The sequence below is a fragment of the Mycobacterium sp. TH-M116 genome, from assembly GCF_057473685.1.
Genome location: NZ_JBYCLC010000087.1, coordinates 1 through 15046, shown reverse-complemented (window position 1 = coordinate 15046; position 15046 = coordinate 1). Strand labels below are relative to the sequence as shown.

At 67.3% G+C, this 15046-nt stretch carries 15 protein-coding genes; 11 read left to right on the top strand and 4 right to left on the bottom strand.

Going from position 1 to position 15046, the window contains the following annotated elements; genetic code table 11:
- The 3 genes from AC2VOK_RS04310 to AC2VOK_RS04300 all read left to right on the top strand — a co-directional run.
- The coding region (locus AC2VOK_RS04310; protein ID WP_428899382.1) for a molybdopterin dinucleotide binding domain-containing protein at positions 1–801 on the top strand (801 nt) is incomplete at its 5' end.
- Positions 798–1655, top strand: coding sequence for a molecular chaperone TorD family protein (locus AC2VOK_RS04305; RefSeq protein ID WP_428899381.1), 858 nt, complete (start codon positions 798–800; stop codon positions 1653–1655). The genes AC2VOK_RS04310 and AC2VOK_RS04305, both read left to right, overlap by 4 nt.
- A complete protein-coding gene (locus tag AC2VOK_RS04300) occupies positions 1652–2749 on the top strand; it encodes an Mrp/NBP35 family ATP-binding protein (protein ID WP_428899380.1) in 1098 nt (365 codons plus the stop codon). Before AC2VOK_RS04305 ends, AC2VOK_RS04300 begins: the two co-directional genes overlap by 4 nt.
- 33 nt (positions 2750–2782) lie before the next feature.
- On the opposite strand, the gene AC2VOK_RS04295 is transcribed toward AC2VOK_RS04300, so the two are convergent.
- Positions 2783–3478, bottom strand: coding sequence for a peroxiredoxin (locus tag AC2VOK_RS04295; RefSeq protein WP_428899383.1), 696 nt, complete (start codon positions 3476–3478; stop codon positions 2783–2785).
- A gap of 136 nt (positions 3479–3614) precedes the next feature.
- On the bottom strand, positions 3615–5357 hold the full coding sequence (gene ctaD / locus AC2VOK_RS04290) for an aa3-type cytochrome oxidase subunit I (protein WP_428899379.1): 1743 nt from the start codon (positions 5355–5357) through the stop codon (positions 3615–3617).
- 208 nt (positions 5358–5565) lie between these two features.
- Between ctaD and AC2VOK_RS04285 the strand changes: the two genes are divergently transcribed.
- A complete protein-coding gene (locus tag AC2VOK_RS04285; RefSeq protein WP_428899378.1) occupies positions 5566–6843 on the top strand; it encodes an ATP-binding protein in 1278 nt (425 codons plus the stop codon).
- 94 nt (positions 6844–6937) lie between these two features.
- Here the strand turns inward: AC2VOK_RS04285 and AC2VOK_RS04280 are convergent, their stop codons facing one another.
- Together AC2VOK_RS04280 and AC2VOK_RS04275 are read right to left on the bottom strand one after the other, a co-directional pair.
- Positions 6938–7522 (bottom strand): carboxymuconolactone decarboxylase family protein, encoded by a 585-nt coding sequence (locus AC2VOK_RS04280; protein WP_428899377.1) that lies wholly within the window; start codon positions 7520–7522, stop codon positions 6938–6940.
- Positions 7522–8451: a sulfurtransferase gene (locus tag AC2VOK_RS04275; RefSeq protein WP_428899376.1), complete on the bottom strand. Its 930-nt coding sequence runs from the start codon at positions 8449–8451 to the stop codon at positions 7522–7524. Before AC2VOK_RS04275 ends, AC2VOK_RS04280 begins: the two co-directional genes overlap by 1 nt.
- Positions 8452–8682: 231 nt before the next feature.
- Between AC2VOK_RS04275 and AC2VOK_RS04270 the strand changes: the two genes are divergently transcribed.
- The 7 genes from AC2VOK_RS04270 to AC2VOK_RS04240 all read left to right on the top strand — a co-directional run.
- The gene (locus tag AC2VOK_RS04270) at positions 8683–8979 is read left to right on the top strand and encodes an ArsR/SmtB family transcription factor (protein WP_407685372.1); all 297 of its coding nucleotides are present in this window, start codon (positions 8683–8685) and stop codon (positions 8977–8979) included.
- 46 nt (positions 8980–9025) lie between these two features.
- Complete coding sequence (locus AC2VOK_RS04265) at positions 9026–9508, top strand: GreA/GreB family elongation factor (RefSeq protein WP_428899375.1); 483 nt, start codon at positions 9026–9028, stop codon at positions 9506–9508.
- Between the two features lie 41 nt (positions 9509–9549).
- On the top strand, positions 9550–9978 hold the full coding sequence (locus AC2VOK_RS04260) for a GtrA family protein (protein ID WP_428899374.1): 429 nt from the start codon (positions 9550–9552) through the stop codon (positions 9976–9978).
- A 32-nt stretch (positions 9979–10010) separates the two neighbouring features.
- The gene (dprE1, locus tag AC2VOK_RS04255) at positions 10011–11402 is read left to right on the top strand and encodes a decaprenylphosphoryl-beta-D-ribose oxidase (RefSeq protein ID WP_428899373.1); all 1392 of its coding nucleotides are present in this window, start codon (positions 10011–10013) and stop codon (positions 11400–11402) included.
- Positions 11403–12176 carry a decaprenylphospho-beta-D-erythro-pentofuranosid-2-ulose 2-reductase gene (gene dprE2 / locus AC2VOK_RS04250; protein ID WP_428899372.1) on the top strand — a complete coding sequence of 258 codons (774 nt, stop codon included), beginning with the start codon at positions 11403–11405 and terminating at the stop codon, positions 12174–12176.
- Positions 12177–12178: 2 nt separating this feature from the next.
- Positions 12179–14194, top strand: a complete 2016-nt coding sequence (locus tag AC2VOK_RS04245; RefSeq protein WP_428899371.1) for a galactan 5-O-arabinofuranosyltransferase — start codon at positions 12179–12181, stop codon at positions 14192–14194.
- Positions 14194–15046, top strand: an 853-nt coding sequence (locus AC2VOK_RS04240; protein ID WP_428899370.1) for an arabinosyltransferase domain-containing protein, incomplete at its 3' end; no start/stop codon positions are given. The genes AC2VOK_RS04245 and AC2VOK_RS04240, both read left to right, overlap by 1 nt.

Genomic DNA, 15046 nt, shown 5'->3' with positions numbered 1-15046 from the left:
CCGACCCCGTCGGGTCTGCTCGAGTTCTATTCGTCGACGCTGGCGGCATGGGGTTGGCCCGAGCACGCGTTGCCCGGCTACATCACCAGCCACGTTCACCCCGATCAGCTGGCCGATGATCAGGTGGTGCTGCTCTCGACGTTTCGGGTACCCACGCAGGTGCACACCCGAACCGCCAACTCCAAGTGGCTCGACGAATTGGCCCACACGAACCCGGTATGGATTCACCCCGCTGACGCAGCGCGGTTCGGTGTGGCAAAGACCGGCGACCTGGTGCGGGTCGAGACCGCGATCGGGCATTTCGTCGCCAAAGCCTGGATCACCGAAGGCATCCGGCCGGGCGTGGTCGCCTGCAGCCACCACATGGGACGCTGGCGCACCGCGGGCGAGCCGAACGGGGCGCGCGCCATGATGGCCACCGTCGACCTGGACCGGGACGGGTCCGCCTGGTCGATGCGAAGACTGCGGCCCGTCGAACCCTACACAAGCAGCGACCCCGATACGCAACGCATTTGGTGGGGCGACACCGGTGTGCACCAAAACCTCACGTTCCCGGTTCAGCCGGACCCGATCTCGGGAATGCACTGCTGGCATCAGGCGGTGCGGGTGACACCGGCGGGCCGCGATGATCGGGCCGGCGACATCTGCGTGGACACCGCCAAAGCCCGCATGGTGTACCGCCGGTGGCTGGCGATGACGCGCGGTGCGCCGACTGTCACACCAGACGGAACACGCCGCCCGCATTGGCTGATGCGTCCCCTCAAACCGTCGGGTGACGCCTACCGGATCCCGGCCCCATGATTACCGCAGATGTTCTGCTGGAGGCCAACACCGGCCGCGGCGAATTGCTGCGTGCGCTCGGCGCGATCGCCTACTCGCCGCCGCCGGCGACCGATCGGGTGACCGACGCGCTGGGTCTTGCGCGCATCACCGCCGCCGAACACACCGAGGCCTTCATCCTTGCGGCGCCGCCGCACGCGGCCATCCACCTCGGGTTCGAAGGCAAGCTGGGCGGGCACGGGCTGGACCGGATCGAGGGATTCTGGCGTGCCGCCGGCGCGGATCCGCCCGCCGACGCCGACCATCTCGGTGTCCTGTTGATGTGTTACGCCGGGCTGCGGGACACCGGCGCCGACCATGATCGACGCGTCGCCGATGCACTGCTCTTCGAACACATCTGGCCGTGGGCTCCTGGTTATCTCTGCGCTGCAGCAGATCTGGGCTGCGACGCGATCACGGCATGGGCGGACCTCACCCTGGCGGTGCTGACCGAAGAGCAGCCGCGGGTGCGCGCCTTAGAGGCGCTGCCGCTGGCGCTGCGCACGGCCCCGGACGCTTTGGACGTCGATTGCGAATTCGACGAATTGCTCGATGCCTTGATCACACCGATCAGATGCGGAATGGTGCTCACCCACCGCGCGCTGTCGTCCGGGGCAGCAGCTATCGGCGTGGGCTACCGGCGCGGGGAGCGCCGGTTTGCCCTGAAAGGGATGCTCGCCCAAGACCAGCGGGCGACACTGCAGTGGCTGTGCGCGCAGGCGAAAACGTGGGCGACGCGACACGGCGAACGAAGCGACCCGACTTCGCAGTGGTGGGCCGCCCGCGCCACGCGCAGTGCCACGGTGTTGTCAACTCTTGCGGAGTCGGCGCCATGACCGACCGGCAGGCGATCGCGGCACAGGTGCGCTCGGTCGTGGGTGATGTTGTCGACCCGGAACTTCGCTGTCGGCTGGGTGAATTGGGCATGGTGCGCCACGTCGAGGTCCGCGGCCGGGGCCGGGTACGCATCGACATCGCTTTGACCACGCCGAACTGCCCGATGTCCGAGGAGATTCGGCGCGCCGTCGCCGCCGCCGCCGACGGCGTCGCCGGAGTGAAGCGCTGCGAGGTGCGACTGTCGACGATGTCGCCCGACGAACGCGACCACGCCGCTCGCTACGCGATCGACGGCCGCCGCACCTCGGATCCGCGCGAGATCTACGCGATCGCCAGCGGAAAAGGCGGTGTGGGCAAGTCCAGCATCGCCGCGAATCTCGCGGTGGCGCTGGCTCGGCGGGGCCGTCGCGTCGGACTCATCGACGCCGACGTGTGGGGATACTCGGTGCCTCAGCTCTTCGGGGTGCGCCGCGCACCCGTGGCGATGAACGGTCGGATGCTTCCGGTTCACGCGCACGGCGTCGCATTGATGTCACTGGGTTTCTTCGTCAGCCCCGACGAGCCGATCGTGTGGCGCGGCCCGATGCTGCACAAGGCGCTCACCCAGTTCGTCACCGACACCTTCTGGGGAGACCTCGACGTGCTGATCCTGGATCTGCCGCCAGGAACGGGCGACGTGACTCTCTCGGTGCTCGAGTTGCTCCCCGACGCCGCGCTGGTGGCGGTCACGACCCCCCAACCCGCGGCGCGTTCGGTGGCCGGCAGAGTGGGCGCGCTGGCACAGCAGGTGGGCATGCCGGTCGCGGGGGTGATCGAGAACATGAGCGAACTGGTGTGCCCACACTGCGCGCAGCCCAGCACCCTGTTCGGCGCCGGGGGCGGCGAGCAGCTGGCAGCCGAAATCGGTTGCGAGGTGATCGGAAAGATACCTGTGGACGTCGCGCTTCGCGAATCCGGCGACCGCGGCGTTCCCGTGGTGGTCGCGTGTCCCGAGAGCGCCTCGGCGCTCGCGCTCTGCACGGCCGCGGCCCGGCTGCGACCTGCCCGGCGACCATTGGTGGGCCGATCGCTTGATCTGACTCCGCGAGGGTGAGAACACGTGCCGGACGAAGCGCCGGCCATCTGGCTAGGTGGCGCTCGGAACCCGGATTGCGGATTCGACCTCGTCGGCGGTGATCTTTTTGGTGCAAAAGAACCAGTCTTGACATTCGACGCCGTCGACGTGACCGTCCATCCGTTCCTTGGCGGTGCCGCAGGTGCCCGCGGTGGGGACGATCACGGAGTCACCCGGGCGCCAGTCCGCCGGCGTCGCGACGTCGAAGTGGTCGGCCGTCTGCAGGGCCTGCACGACGCGCAGCAACTCGTCGAAGTTGCGGCCGAGGCTCAATGGGTAGTAGATGATGGCCCGGATCACGCCTTTGGGGTCGATCACGAAGACCGCGCGCACCGCCTTGGTGGAGTCTTCGCCGGGCATGATCATCCCGTATTTCTGCGCGACCGCCATCGACACGTCCTCGATCAGCGGGAAGGTGACCTCCACCTCGTGCATGTCGCGGAAGGTGATCTTGTCCTTGATCGTGCGCAACCAGGCGATGTGGCTGGCGAGTCCGTCGACGGACAACCCGACCAACTCGGTGTTGTAGGCGGCGAATTGCTGTTGCATCGAGGCGAAGGTCATGAATTCGCTGGTGCACACCGGGGTGAAGTCGGCCGGGTGGGAGAACAGGATCACCCATTTACCGGCATAGTCGGCAGGGAAGTTGATGTCCCCCTGGGTGGTGGCGGCGCTGAACGCGGGAGCCGGGTCGCCGATACGGGGCATACTCGTCAAGTGCTGGTCGGTATCTGGGGCACTGGTCATGGTGATCCTTTCAGGCCTGCGTCAGTAATATCCGCAACACATACCCTACTGGGTATATTCCGCGGTGGTCGTTCCGCGGTGATCGGGAGCATCTTCGCTATGCGCGTGGACTCGCCACCAGGCCGGATTCGGTGACCACCTCGCGGTGACGGCCGACGTGGGATTCGGCGCGCATGCGCGCCACCATCTCCGGATGGTGCAGTTCGAACGCCGGACGTTCGGAACGAATCCGGGGCAACTCGTAGAAGTTGTGCCGCGGCGGCGGGCAGCTGGTGGCCCACTCCAGCGAATTGCCGTAGCCCCACGGGTCATCGACGGTGACGGGCTCGCCGTAACGCCAGGATTTGAACACATTCCAGATGAAAGGCAGCATCGACGCACCCAGAATGAACGCTCCGACCGTCGAGACGACGTTGAGCGCGGTGAAGCCGTCGGTGGGCAGGTAGTCGGCGTAGCGACGCGGCATGCCCATGTTGCCCAGCCAGTGCTGCACCAAAAACGTGGTGTTGAAGCCGATCAACGTCAACCAGAAGTGCAACTTGCCCAGCCGCTCGTCGAGCAGCCGGCCCGTCATCTTCGGGAACCAGAAGTACACCCCGGCGAACGTGGAGAACACGATGGTGCCGAACAGCGTGTAGTGGAAATGCGCGACCACGAAATAGCTGTCGGTGACGTGGAAGTCCAGCGGCGGGCTGGCCAACAGGACACCGGACAATCCGCCCAGCAGGAACGTCACCAGAAACCCGACCGAGAACAGCATCGGGGTTTCAAAAGTCAGCTGCCCCTTCCACATGGTGCCGGTCCAGTTGAAGAACTTGATCCCGGTGGGGATCGCGATCAGATACGAGGTGATCGCGAAAAACGGCAGCAGCACTGCGCCGGTGGCGAACATGTGGTGCGCCCACACCGTCATCGACAATCCGCCGATGGCCAGGGTGGCATACACCAGGGTGGTGTAGCCGAAGACGGGTTTGCGGCTGAATACGGGGATGATCTCGGTGACGATGCCGAAAAATGGCAGCGCCACGATGTAGACCTCGGGGTGTCCGAAGAACCAGAACAGGTGCTGCCACAAGAGAACTCCGCCGTTCGCCGGGTCGAAGACGTGGGCCCCCAGGTGCCGGTCGGCCGCCAGCCCGAACAGGGCAGCGGTCAGGATCGGGAACGCCAGCAACACCAGAATCGACGTCACCAGAATGTTCCAGGTGAAGATCGGCATCCGGAACATCGTCATCCCCGGTGCGCGCATACACACCACGGTGGTGATCATGTTGACCGCGCCCAGGATCGTGCCCAAGCCGGCAACGATCAGGCCGGTGATCCACAGATCACCGCCCGCGCCGGGCGAGTGGATGGCGTCGGCCAGCGGGGTGTAGGCGGTCCAGCCGAAATCGGCGGCACCGCCGGGGGTGATGAAGCCCGCGAGTGTGATCAGCCCGCCGAACAGAAACAGCCAGTAGGAAAAGGCGTTCAGCCGGGGAAACGCGACGTCGGGGGCCCCGATCTGCAGCGGCAGAACCAGATTGGCGAACCCGAACACGATCGGGGTGGCATACAACAGCAGCATGATGGTGCCGTGCATGGTGAACAGCTGGTTGTACTGCTCGTTGGACAAGAACTGCAGTCCCGGCGAAGCCAGCTCGGTGCGCATGAACAGAGCCATCAGCCCGCCCACGAAAAACAGCGCGTAGCAGGTCACCACGTACATGATCCCGATCGTCTTGTGGTCGGTCGTCGTGACCAGGCGGTAAATCAGATTTCCCTTGGGGCCCAAACGAGCCGGGAACGGCCGCCGCGCTCGCAGCGAAGAAGAAGAAATAGAGGGCGTTTCAACGGTCATAGCCGCTCCTCCCGGTCGGGCCGGAATTGGACGGGCAGCTCCTCATGCGGGGCAACTACTTTCTCGACGGTACTCCGAATTCGGTCCCCGTCAAAGGGTCGCGCCGGGGCGTGACTATGCCCCCAGGGGTATGAGAGAATGGCGGACAAAGCGCTGTCCGCGAGGGGGGCCGCCGTCAGCGCCGTCCCCTGGCAAGGAGGTGCAGCCGATGCCGCCATGGCGATTGCGCGACTTTCACGACGATGACCTCGATCAGGCGATCTTGGTGTGGGATCAGAGCCGCCACCCGGGCGACCCGCCGCCGGCCTTTCCGATCTCCGAGGTGGTCGCGGCAGCCAGATCGGGGCGGCCCGCGGTGGTCGCCGTCGTCGGCGACGAGCTGGCCGGTATTGCGGTCGCCGAATTCCATGGCGAACGAGCGTGGATCTCGCTCGTCGGACTCAACAACCGGTGGCGCAATCGCGGCGTCGGCAGCGCACTTCTGGGTGGGCTCGAGATGCGGTTACGCACGCTCGGCGCGCGGCGTGTTGGTGCGTTACTACCGGCGGAGGCGACCGGCGCGGCGGCGCTGCGCAACTCCGGCTACCGGGAACGGACCGACCTGTCGTTTTTCGAAAAGGTCGACACCGTCGGCTCCTCGGACGCGGGTCTGCTCGCCGAACTCGGCGCCCAGACGATGCCCCGCGGCCTGTGGAACGCGATGGGCGGGATGGAATCGGAGAAGGAGATCGTGGAGCGGCGGATCGTGCTGCCGCTGACAGAGCCGAACATCGCCGAGAAATACGGCGTCTCGCCGCCGAAGGCGGTCATCTTGTTCGGGCCCCCGGGGACCGGGAAGACCAGCTTCGCCAAGGCCGTTGCCGGTCGGCTCGGCTGGCCGTTCGTCGAACTGCTCCCGTCGCGCCTTGCCGCACCAGATGTTGCCCTAGCGAGCGCGCTGCGCGAGGCCTTCGTGACGCTGATGGAACTGGAGTCCGTGGTGGTGTTCATCGATGAAGTCGAGGAAATCGCCGGATCACGTTCGGGCGAGCGCTGCGACCCGGCACACGGCGTCACCAACGAACTGCTCAAATTGATCCCGGCGTTTCGCCAGCGCGACGACCGGCTGTTGATCTGCGCGACGAACTCGGTGCGATCCCTGGATTCGGCTTTTCTGCGCCCCGGGCGATTCGACTACATCATCCCGATCGGACCCCCGGACGCGACGGCGCGAGCCGCGATCTGGGCCAGATACCTCGGACCGGCCGCCGATTCGGTCGATATCGATCAACTGGTGGTGGCCAGCGAGATGTTCACTCCGGCCGATATCGAGTTCGCTGCCCGTAAGGGCGCGCAATCCGGCTTCGAGCGCGAGATCGAATTCAACCGTGGCGAGCCGTCGCGCACCGAGGACTACCTCGCGGCAATCACCGAGACCCGGCCCTCGCTGACCGAGGGCGTGCTCGCCGAGTTCACTGAAGACATCCACCAGCGGACCCGGCTCTGACAACCGTCAGTAGCGCGCACCGACACGATCTCGTCTCGAAGCGCCGTTCCGTGTATGAAAACCGCTGAGGTCCGTCGACAGGTATCTCGTTGCCTCAACCCTCGAGCCGATCGAGCGGCACGCCGCAACTCACCCCCACGCCTTCCATCGCCTCTTCGAGCGGCACGTCGAGGGCACTGGCCACCGTGGTCGTGTAGCGCATCAACGCAACCGAGGCCACGATCTCCACGATCTCGGCATCGGTCCATCCGAATGCTCTCACGTTGTCGGTCATCTCGTCGGTCACGCCGGCCGGACGACGAGCGACCCTCCGGGCGAAGTCCACCGCGGCGTTCTCCTTGTCGGTCAGACGCGGAGACGGTGTGCCCTCGATGAGATCCACGCACTCCTGGCGGCTCCACTTCTTGCCCATCAGGGCGATCATGTGGGCCGCCGTGCAGTACTCACACTCGACCTCATAGGCAGTCACCGCGAAGAACACGCGCTTGAGCTCTTCGCGGATGCTTCCCTCCATTGCCGTGTTCAGGCTCAGGGTCCACAACGCATCCGTGGTCTCGGGCAGGTAGTTCAATGCCAGCTGGAGCCCGGGCACCATCTTGTAATACGCCTTCACCCGCTCGAAGACCTCGCGGGTCCGTCCGCCCGCTTGGTCGGGGTCGATGAGTTTGATTCGAGCCATCACTGCCGTCCTAGGTTCGTCGGTTGGTGTTGATCCTGTTTCACAGCTCGCGGTCCGGTCTCCACCGGTCGGGTGGGATCGGCGCCCCACTCCATCCACGAGGCGTCGTAGAGGGCGGCGTTCTCGTGTCCCATGACATGCAGCGCGAAGAGGGCGTAGGCCCCGAACACGCCACCGCCGCAGTAGGTGATGACGCGGCGAGAAGGCTCCAACCCGACCGGCTCCCACAGCCGGGCCAGCTCGCTGGCGGGCAACAATCGGTGGGTGACCGGATCTACATGCGACGGCGCCGGCACGTTGTGGGCGGTCGGGATATGACCGGCCCGGTGGGTCGGGTACAGGCGCGCCGCACCGGTAAAGAAGATTTCGGGCAACGCGTCGACGATGCAGACGTCGTCGCGGCCGATGGCGTGGGCCACTTGATCGCCGTCGACCCGAAGCCCGGGTCGCACCCGCACGGTGAACGTCGCCGACGGCGGGTCGGGAACCCCGCTGTCGAGCGGGAATCCCTTCGCCTGCCAGCAGGTGAAACCGCCGTCGAGCAGCATGACGGCGTCGTGGCCGTAGTAGCGCAGAGCCCACCACAGCCGCGCAGCCCAGGTTCCTCCTTGGCTGTCGTAGACCACCACCGTGGTCTCGTCGCCGATCCCGAGGCGACCCATCAGTTCCTCGAATCGCTCCGGCGGTACCACCACGGACGCGTCATCGGGATCCGAGAGGTCGCTCATCACGTCGACGAACACCGCGCCCGGAATGTGGGCCTCACGATAGGCGTCCCGCTCGCCGGCGCCGACCAGCGTTCCCTCGGCAGCAGCCCGGATGGCGAACCGGGCATCCACCACCCGGACCGACGGATCGTCGAGATGCTCGGCGAGCCACTCGGGCGTGGCCAGGGCCTCAGGATTCCGGTAGGTCACGGTATCGGCCATCCCCATTGGTTCCGCCGGCGCGTGGGGACTGAAACCCGAGATCAGGAACCTTGGACACACTGGTCTCCAGTCGATAGACGCACCGCAAGCTCCTGGGAGCTTGCAACGCAATTCAACAATTGTCAATATCTTGATATGCCAATTTCGCGGGAGACCCCGATTGCCAGGGCCACGGCTCCTACAGCGGCGAAGGCCGAGCGAACAGGCCCCTGTCCGCCACTGGACCAAGCCATGTCCCGCGACGAGGCCGAACGGATTGCCAAGCTGTTCAAGGCCCTGGCCGATCCGACGAGAGTCCAACTCCTCGGATTGCTCAGAGGCAAACCGGGCGGGGAATGCGGTTACGACATGACCGGTCCTCTGGGCATCTCCCAGCCCAGCGTGAGTTACCACGTGAAGGTCCTGCACGAGGCCGGCCTGGTCACCCGGGAGCGTCGCGGAAGCTGGGTTTTCTACCGCATCTGTGAAGAACGACTGGCCGAGGCCCGCCGGGTGGTGGGGCCAACCTCGCCGGGCGCCACCACCTGAGGTGCCCGACATCCTCGCGCCCATCGCCGGCCGAAGGACGGCGGACGTGAGCGAGAAAGCCCCGTCAGCGGCGGACGCGGCGCGCGAGAACCTGGCCGCGGAGTTGGACCGGCTGCGGCAGCGCCACGAGCGCCTGGAGCTGGAGGTCAGGAACGACCGGGGCATGGTCGGCGACCAGGGCGACGCGGCGGAGGCCATTCAGCGCGCCGAGGAACTGGTCGCCCTCGCCGACCGGATCAACGAGCTGGACCGGCGGCTGCGCGGGGGTCCGCCGCCCGCCGAAGACGGCGCCGCCGCGCTGCCCGGGGGCACCGAGGTGACGCTGCGGTTCGACGACGGTGAAGTCGTCACCATGCAGGTGATCTCCATCGTCGAGGAAACGCCCGTGGGCCGCGAGGCCGAGACCCTCACCTCGCACAGCCCGCTGGGGCTGGCCCTCGCCGGGCGCCGGGCCGGCGACACCGTGACCTATGCGACCCCGCAAGGCGAGAACCGCGTCGAGTTGCTCGCCGTGACGTTGCCCGGCTGAGGCGCCGGGGGTCACCGGGCGGCCCCGCTAGACTCCTCCCGATGATCCCCCCCGAGTCAGGTGCGGCGCCGGCGCGCCAGCACCTGAACCTGACGACGCAGGTGGGGCGTTTCGTCGTCGCCGGTGGCCTGGCCGGTGTCGTGGATTTCGGCCTCTACCTGGTGCTTTACCAGGCGGTGCACGTACAGGTCGACCTGTCCAAGGCGACCAGTTTTGTCGTCGGCACCATTACGGCCTACCTGATCAACCGCCGCTGGACGTTTCAGGCGGAACCGAGCACCGCTCGGTTCATCGCGGTCATGGTTCTCTACGCAGTCACCTTCTCGGTGCAGGTGGGGCTCAACCATGTGTGCCTCGCGCTGTGGCACTACCTGGCCTGGGCAATCCCCGTTGCCTTTGTGATCGCGCAGGGCACCGCGACGGTCATCAACTTCGTCGTGCAGCGGGCCGTCATCTTCCGCATCCGCTGAGCCCGGCCCTCCAGGCGGTACCCTCTTTGACGATGTTGAGCAGTGACGTTCCGACCACCGCGACGCGGCTGACGGGCTTCGGCCGGACCGCGCCGTCAGTGGCGCACGTCCTGCGCACCCCCGATCCCGAAGTGATCGCCAAGGCGGTGGCCCGCGCCGCCGACCCGAGTGGCCCGAAGGGCCGGGGCGTCATCGCCCGCGGGCTGGGCCGCTCCTACGGCGACAACGCGCAAAACGGCGGCGGCCTGGTGATCGACATGACGGCGCTGAACACCATCCACTCGATCAGCGCCGACACCCGGTTGGTCGACGTCGACGCGGGCGTCAGCCTGGACCAGCTGATGAAGGCGGCGCTGCCGTTCGGGCTGTGGGTGCCGGTGCTGCCCGGAACCCGCCAGGTCACCGTCGGCGGCGCGATCGCCTGCGACATCCACGGCAAGAACCACCACAGCGCGGGCAGCTTCGGCAACCACGTGGTGTCGATGGAGTTGCTGACCGCCGACGGCGCCATCCGCCACCTCACCCCCGAGGGTGAGGATTCCGAGCTGTTCTGGGCGACCGTCGGGGGCAACGGGCTGACCGGGATCGTGCTGAGGGCCGTCATTGCGATGACGCCCACCGAGACCGCGTACTTCATCGCCGACGGTGTCGCCACGAAGAGTCTCGACGAGACCGTCGCCGTGCACCTCGACGGCAGCGAAGCCAACTACACCTATTCCGCCGCGTGGTTCGACCTGATCAGCCCACCGCCGAAGCTCGGCCGGGCCGCCATCAGCCGGGGCAGCCTGGCGAAGCTGGATCAACTACCGAAGAAACTCGCCAAAAACCCCTTGAAATTTGACGCGCCGCAACTACTTACGGTTCCGAACGTATTTCCGGTCAGCGTGCTGAACAAACTGTCGGGAATGGCGCTTGGCGAGACGTACTACCGAATGGGCGGAACCTACACCGGCAAGATTCAGAATCTGTCGAAGTTCTACCACATGCTCGACCTCATCAGTGATTGGAATAACATCTATGGGCCAAGGGGTTTCGCTCAGCACCAGTTCTTGGTTCCACCCGACGCGATGGACGAGTTCAAGGCCATCATCCGCTGGACCCAGACGCAAGGCCACATTTCGGCGTTGAACGTGTTCAAGCTTTTCGGCCCGGGCAACCGCGCACCGCTGAGTTTCCCGATGGCCGGCTGGAACGTCGCGATGGACTTTCCCAACAAGCCCGGGGTCAACGAGTTTCTCAACGAACTCGACCGCCGCGTCCTGGAATTCGGCGGGCGCGTCTACACCGCCAAGGACTCGCGCGTGAGCGCGGAGACCTTCCACGCCATGTATCCGCGCATCGACGAGTGGATCACCTTGCGCCGCAAGGTCGATCCCACCGGTGTCTTCGTCTCTGACATGGCCCGACGTTTGGAGTTGCTCTAGATGGTGCTGGACGCCGTGGGGAATCCGCAGACCATCCTGCTGCTCGGAGGCACCTCCGAGATCGGGTTGGCCATCTGCGAGCGTTACCTGCAGAACGCACACGCGCGCATCGTGCTGGCGGACCTGCCGGGCCATCCCCGCAAGGAGGAAGCCATCGCCGCGCTGACGGCGGCGGGCGCCAAGTCGGTCGAGTGGATCGACTTCGACGCGACCGCGAGCGACACCCATCCCGCGGTGATCGAGGCGGCCTTTGGAGGCGGCGACCCAAGAGATATCGACGTCGCGATCGTGGCCTTCGGCGTGCTCGGGGACGCCGAAGAACTCTGGCAGGATCAGCGCAAGGCCGTGCTGGCGGCCGAGATCAACTACACCGCAGCGGTTTCGGTGGGCGTGCTGCTGGGCCAGAAGATGCGCGCGCAGGGTTTCGGCCAGATCATCGCGATGAGCACGGTGGCCGGCGAGCGGGTGCGGCGTTCCAACTTCGTCTACGGCTCCACCAAGGCCGGCCTGGACGGCTTCTACCTGGGGCTGGCAGAAGCGCTGCGGCAGTACGGGGTTCGCGTTCTGGTGATCCGGCCGGGGCAGGTGCGCACCCGCATGAGTGCACACGTCAAGGAAGCCCCGCTCACCGTCGATAAAGAGTACGTCGCGAACCTCGCGGTGACCGCGGCGGCACGAGGTAAGGAATTGGTTTGGGCGCCGGCAGCATTCCGCTACGTGATGATGGTGTTGCGACACGTCCCGCGGAGCATCTTCCGCAGGCTGCCAATCTGAGGATGCGCAACGCGCTGCACGTCCTCGGCCAGATCGCCGCGGCCGTGCTGGTCGCCGTCGCCGTCGCCGTCGTGTCGCTGGTCGCGATCTCTCGCGTGCAGTGGCCGGCCTACCCGTCGTCCAACCAGTTGCACGCGCTGACCACCGTCGGGCAGGTCGGCTGCCTGGCCGGGCTCATCGCCGCCGCCTGGGTGTGGCGCCATTCCGGCAAGCGCCGACGTCGCCTACTGGCCCGGCTGGGGGGGCTGGTGTTCGTCGCCGCGTTCACTGTCGTGACGCTCGGCATGCCGCTGGGAGCGACCAGGCTCTACCTGTTCGGGATCTCCGTGGACCAGCAGTTCCGCACCGAGTACCTGACCCGGCTCGCCGACAGCCCAGCCCTGCACGACATGACCTACCTCGGCCTGCCGCCGTTCTATCCGCCGGGCTGGTTCTGGATCGGCGGCCGCGTCGCGGCGCTGACCGCGACACCGGCCTGGGAGGTGTTCAAGCCGTGGGCGATCACCTCGATCGCGGTCGCGGTCGCGGTCGCGCTGGTGTTGTGGTGGCGGATGATCCGCTTCGAGTACGCGCTGGTGCTCACCACGGCCACCGCGGCGGCAACGCTGGCCTACGGCTCGCCGGAGCCCTACTCGGCAATGATCACCGTGCTGCTGCCGCCGGTGCTGGTGCTGACGTGGTCGGGCCTGCGCGCCGGCCGGCTTCCCCCGATCCCCCATCGTCACGACAGCGTGACGCTGTGGGCCGAGCGTCACGCTGTCGTGACGCTCGAGCGGGGCGGCGAGCGCGGCGGCGGGCGCGGCGGCGAGCGCGGCGGCGGGCGCGGCGGCGGGCGCGGCGGCGGCTGGGCCGCGGTGATCGGCGCCGGGATATTCCTCGGGTTCACCGCCACCTGGTACACGCTGCTGTTCGGGTTCAGCGCGTTCACGGTGTTGCTCATGGCGGTGCTACTGGCCGGCGCGCGCTGGCGGCAGGGTGGCGTAAAGGCCGCGCTCGACCCGGTGCGCCGGGTCGCCGTCATCGCCGTGGTCGCGGCGGCCATCGCGAGCACCACCTGGCTGCCGTTCCTGCTGCGCGCCGCGCACAGCCCGGTCAGCAACACCGGCAGCGCAGCACACTACCTGCCCGCCGACGGCGCCGAACTCACCTTCCCGATGCTGCAGTTCTCCCTGCTGGGCGGGGTCTGCATGCTGGGCACGCTGTGGCTGGTGGTGCGCGCCCGTTCGTCGGTGCGGGCCGGCGCGCTGGGCCTCGGCGTGCTGGCCGTCTACCTGTGGTCGCTGCTGTCGATGCTGGCCACGCTGGCGCGTGTGACGCTGTTGTCGTTCCGGCTGCAGCCCACCCTGACGGTGCTGCTGGTCGCCGCCGGGGCGTTCGGCTTCCTGGAAGCCACCCAGGCGCTGGCCGCGCGGCACAAAGCGGCCCTGCCGGTGGCCGGCGCCGTAGGCCTGGCCGCCGCGATCGCGTTCAGCCAGGACATCCCCGAGGTGCTGCGCCCCGACCTCACCATCGCCTACACCGACACCGACGGCCACGGCCGGCGCGGCGACCGGCGGCCGCCCAGTTCGGAGAAGTTCTACGCCAAAGTCGACGACACCATCCGGCAGGTGACCGGCCGGCCGCGCGACCAGACAGTGGTGCTGACCGCCGACTACAGCTTCCTGTCCTACTACCCCTATTGGGGGTTCCAGGGACTGACCTCGCACTACGCCAACCCGCTGGCGCAGTTCGACCTGCGGGCCGCGCAGATCGAGAAGTGGTCCAGGCTGAAGACGCCCGACGAGTTCGTCCACGCGCTCGACACCTGCCCCTGGCCGCCGCCGACGGTGTTCCTGATGCGCCGCGGCGCGAACGGGAACTACACACTGCGGCTCGCCGAGGACGTCTACCCCAACCAGCCCAACGTGCGGCGCTACGTCGTCGATTTGCGGGCGGCCCTGTTCGCCGGCCCCCGCTTCGCCGTGGAAACCGTCGGCCCGTTCGTCCTGGCCATCCGTAAACCCGGGAGCGGCGGCTGATGGTCGCCGAAACCCCAGCTAGGGCCCAAGAACTACCATCTAGCTCCGTGAGCGACGCGGGAACCAACCACCGGATCGCTCGGCTCGTGGCGATCGTCGCCGGTGTACTCGGGGCCCTGCTGGCCGTCGCCACGCCGCTGCTGCCGGTCACGCAGACCACCGCCCAGCTCGACTGGCCGCAAAACGGCACCTTCGGCAGCGTCGAGGCGCCGCTGATCGGCTACGTCGCCACCGAACTCGACGTCAGCGTGCCGTGCCAGGCCGCCGCCGGGCTGGCCGGGCCGCAGAACACCGGGAAGACGGTGCTGCTCTCCACGGTGCCCAAGCAGGCCCCCAAGGCCGTCGACCGCGGGCTGCTCATCCAGCGCGCCAACGACTACCTGGTACTGGTGGTGCGCAACGTCCCGGTGGTGACGGCCCCGCTGAGCCAGGTGCTCAGCCCCGCCTGCCGGCGGCTGACGTTCACCGCACACGCCGAGAAGGTGGTCGCCGAATTCGTCGGGCTGCGACAGGGGCCCAACGCCGAACATCCCGGGGCACCGCTGCGCGGGGAGCGCAGCGGCTACGACTTCCGGCCGCAGATCGTCGGCGTGTTCACCGACCTGAGCGGGCCGGCGCCGCCGGGCCTGAGGTTCGCGGCGACCGTGGACACCCGCTACAGCAGCGGCCCTACGCCGCTGAAACTGGCCGCGATGATCGTCGGGCTGCTCTGTACCGCCGCCGCCCTGGTTGCGCTGCACGTTCTCGACACCGCTTTCGGAACCGCTGGGGCCACCCGGCACCGCCGCTTCCTGCCCGCGCGGTGGTGGTCGATCGGCGGCCTGGACGCGCTGGTGATCGCGGTGCTGGCAT

What these genes read in the sequence shown, in the direction of transcription:
- dprE2 (WP_428899372.1), top strand. Translation starts at nt 11,403, where the DNA reads ATGGTGCTGGACGCCGTGGGGAATCCGCAGACCATCCTGCTGCTCGGA.
- AC2VOK_RS04275 (WP_428899376.1), bottom strand. Translation starts at nt 8,451, where the DNA reads ATGGCCGATACCGTGACCTACCGGAATCCTGAGGCCCTGGCCACGCCC.
- AC2VOK_RS04285 (WP_428899378.1), top strand. Translation starts at nt 5,566, where the DNA reads ATGCCGCCATGGCGATTGCGCGACTTTCACGACGATGACCTCGATCAG.
- AC2VOK_RS04260 (WP_428899374.1), top strand. Translation starts at nt 9,550, where the DNA reads ATGATCCCCCCCGAGTCAGGTGCGGCGCCGGCGCGCCAGCACCTGAAC.
- AC2VOK_RS04295 (WP_428899383.1), bottom strand. Translation starts at nt 3,478, where the DNA reads ATGCCCCGTATCGGCGACCCGGCTCCCGCGTTCAGCGCCGCCACCACC.
- ctaD (WP_428899379.1), bottom strand. Translation starts at nt 5,357, where the DNA reads ATGACCGTTGAAACGCCCTCTATTTCTTCTTCTTCGCTGCGAGCGCGG.
- dprE1 (WP_428899373.1), top strand. Translation starts at nt 10,011, where the DNA reads ATGTTGAGCAGTGACGTTCCGACCACCGCGACGCGGCTGACGGGCTTC.
- AC2VOK_RS04300 (WP_428899380.1), top strand. Translation starts at nt 1,652, where the DNA reads ATGACCGACCGGCAGGCGATCGCGGCACAGGTGCGCTCGGTCGTGGGT.
- AC2VOK_RS04270 (WP_407685372.1), top strand. Translation starts at nt 8,683, where the DNA reads ATGTCCCGCGACGAGGCCGAACGGATTGCCAAGCTGTTCAAGGCCCTG.
- AC2VOK_RS04305 (WP_428899381.1), top strand. Translation starts at nt 798, where the DNA reads ATGATTACCGCAGATGTTCTGCTGGAGGCCAACACCGGCCGCGGCGAA.
- AC2VOK_RS04245 (WP_428899371.1), top strand. Translation starts at nt 12,179, where the DNA reads ATGCGCAACGCGCTGCACGTCCTCGGCCAGATCGCCGCGGCCGTGCTG.
- AC2VOK_RS04280 (WP_428899377.1), bottom strand. Translation starts at nt 7,522, where the DNA reads ATGGCTCGAATCAAACTCATCGACCCCGACCAAGCGGGCGGACGGACC.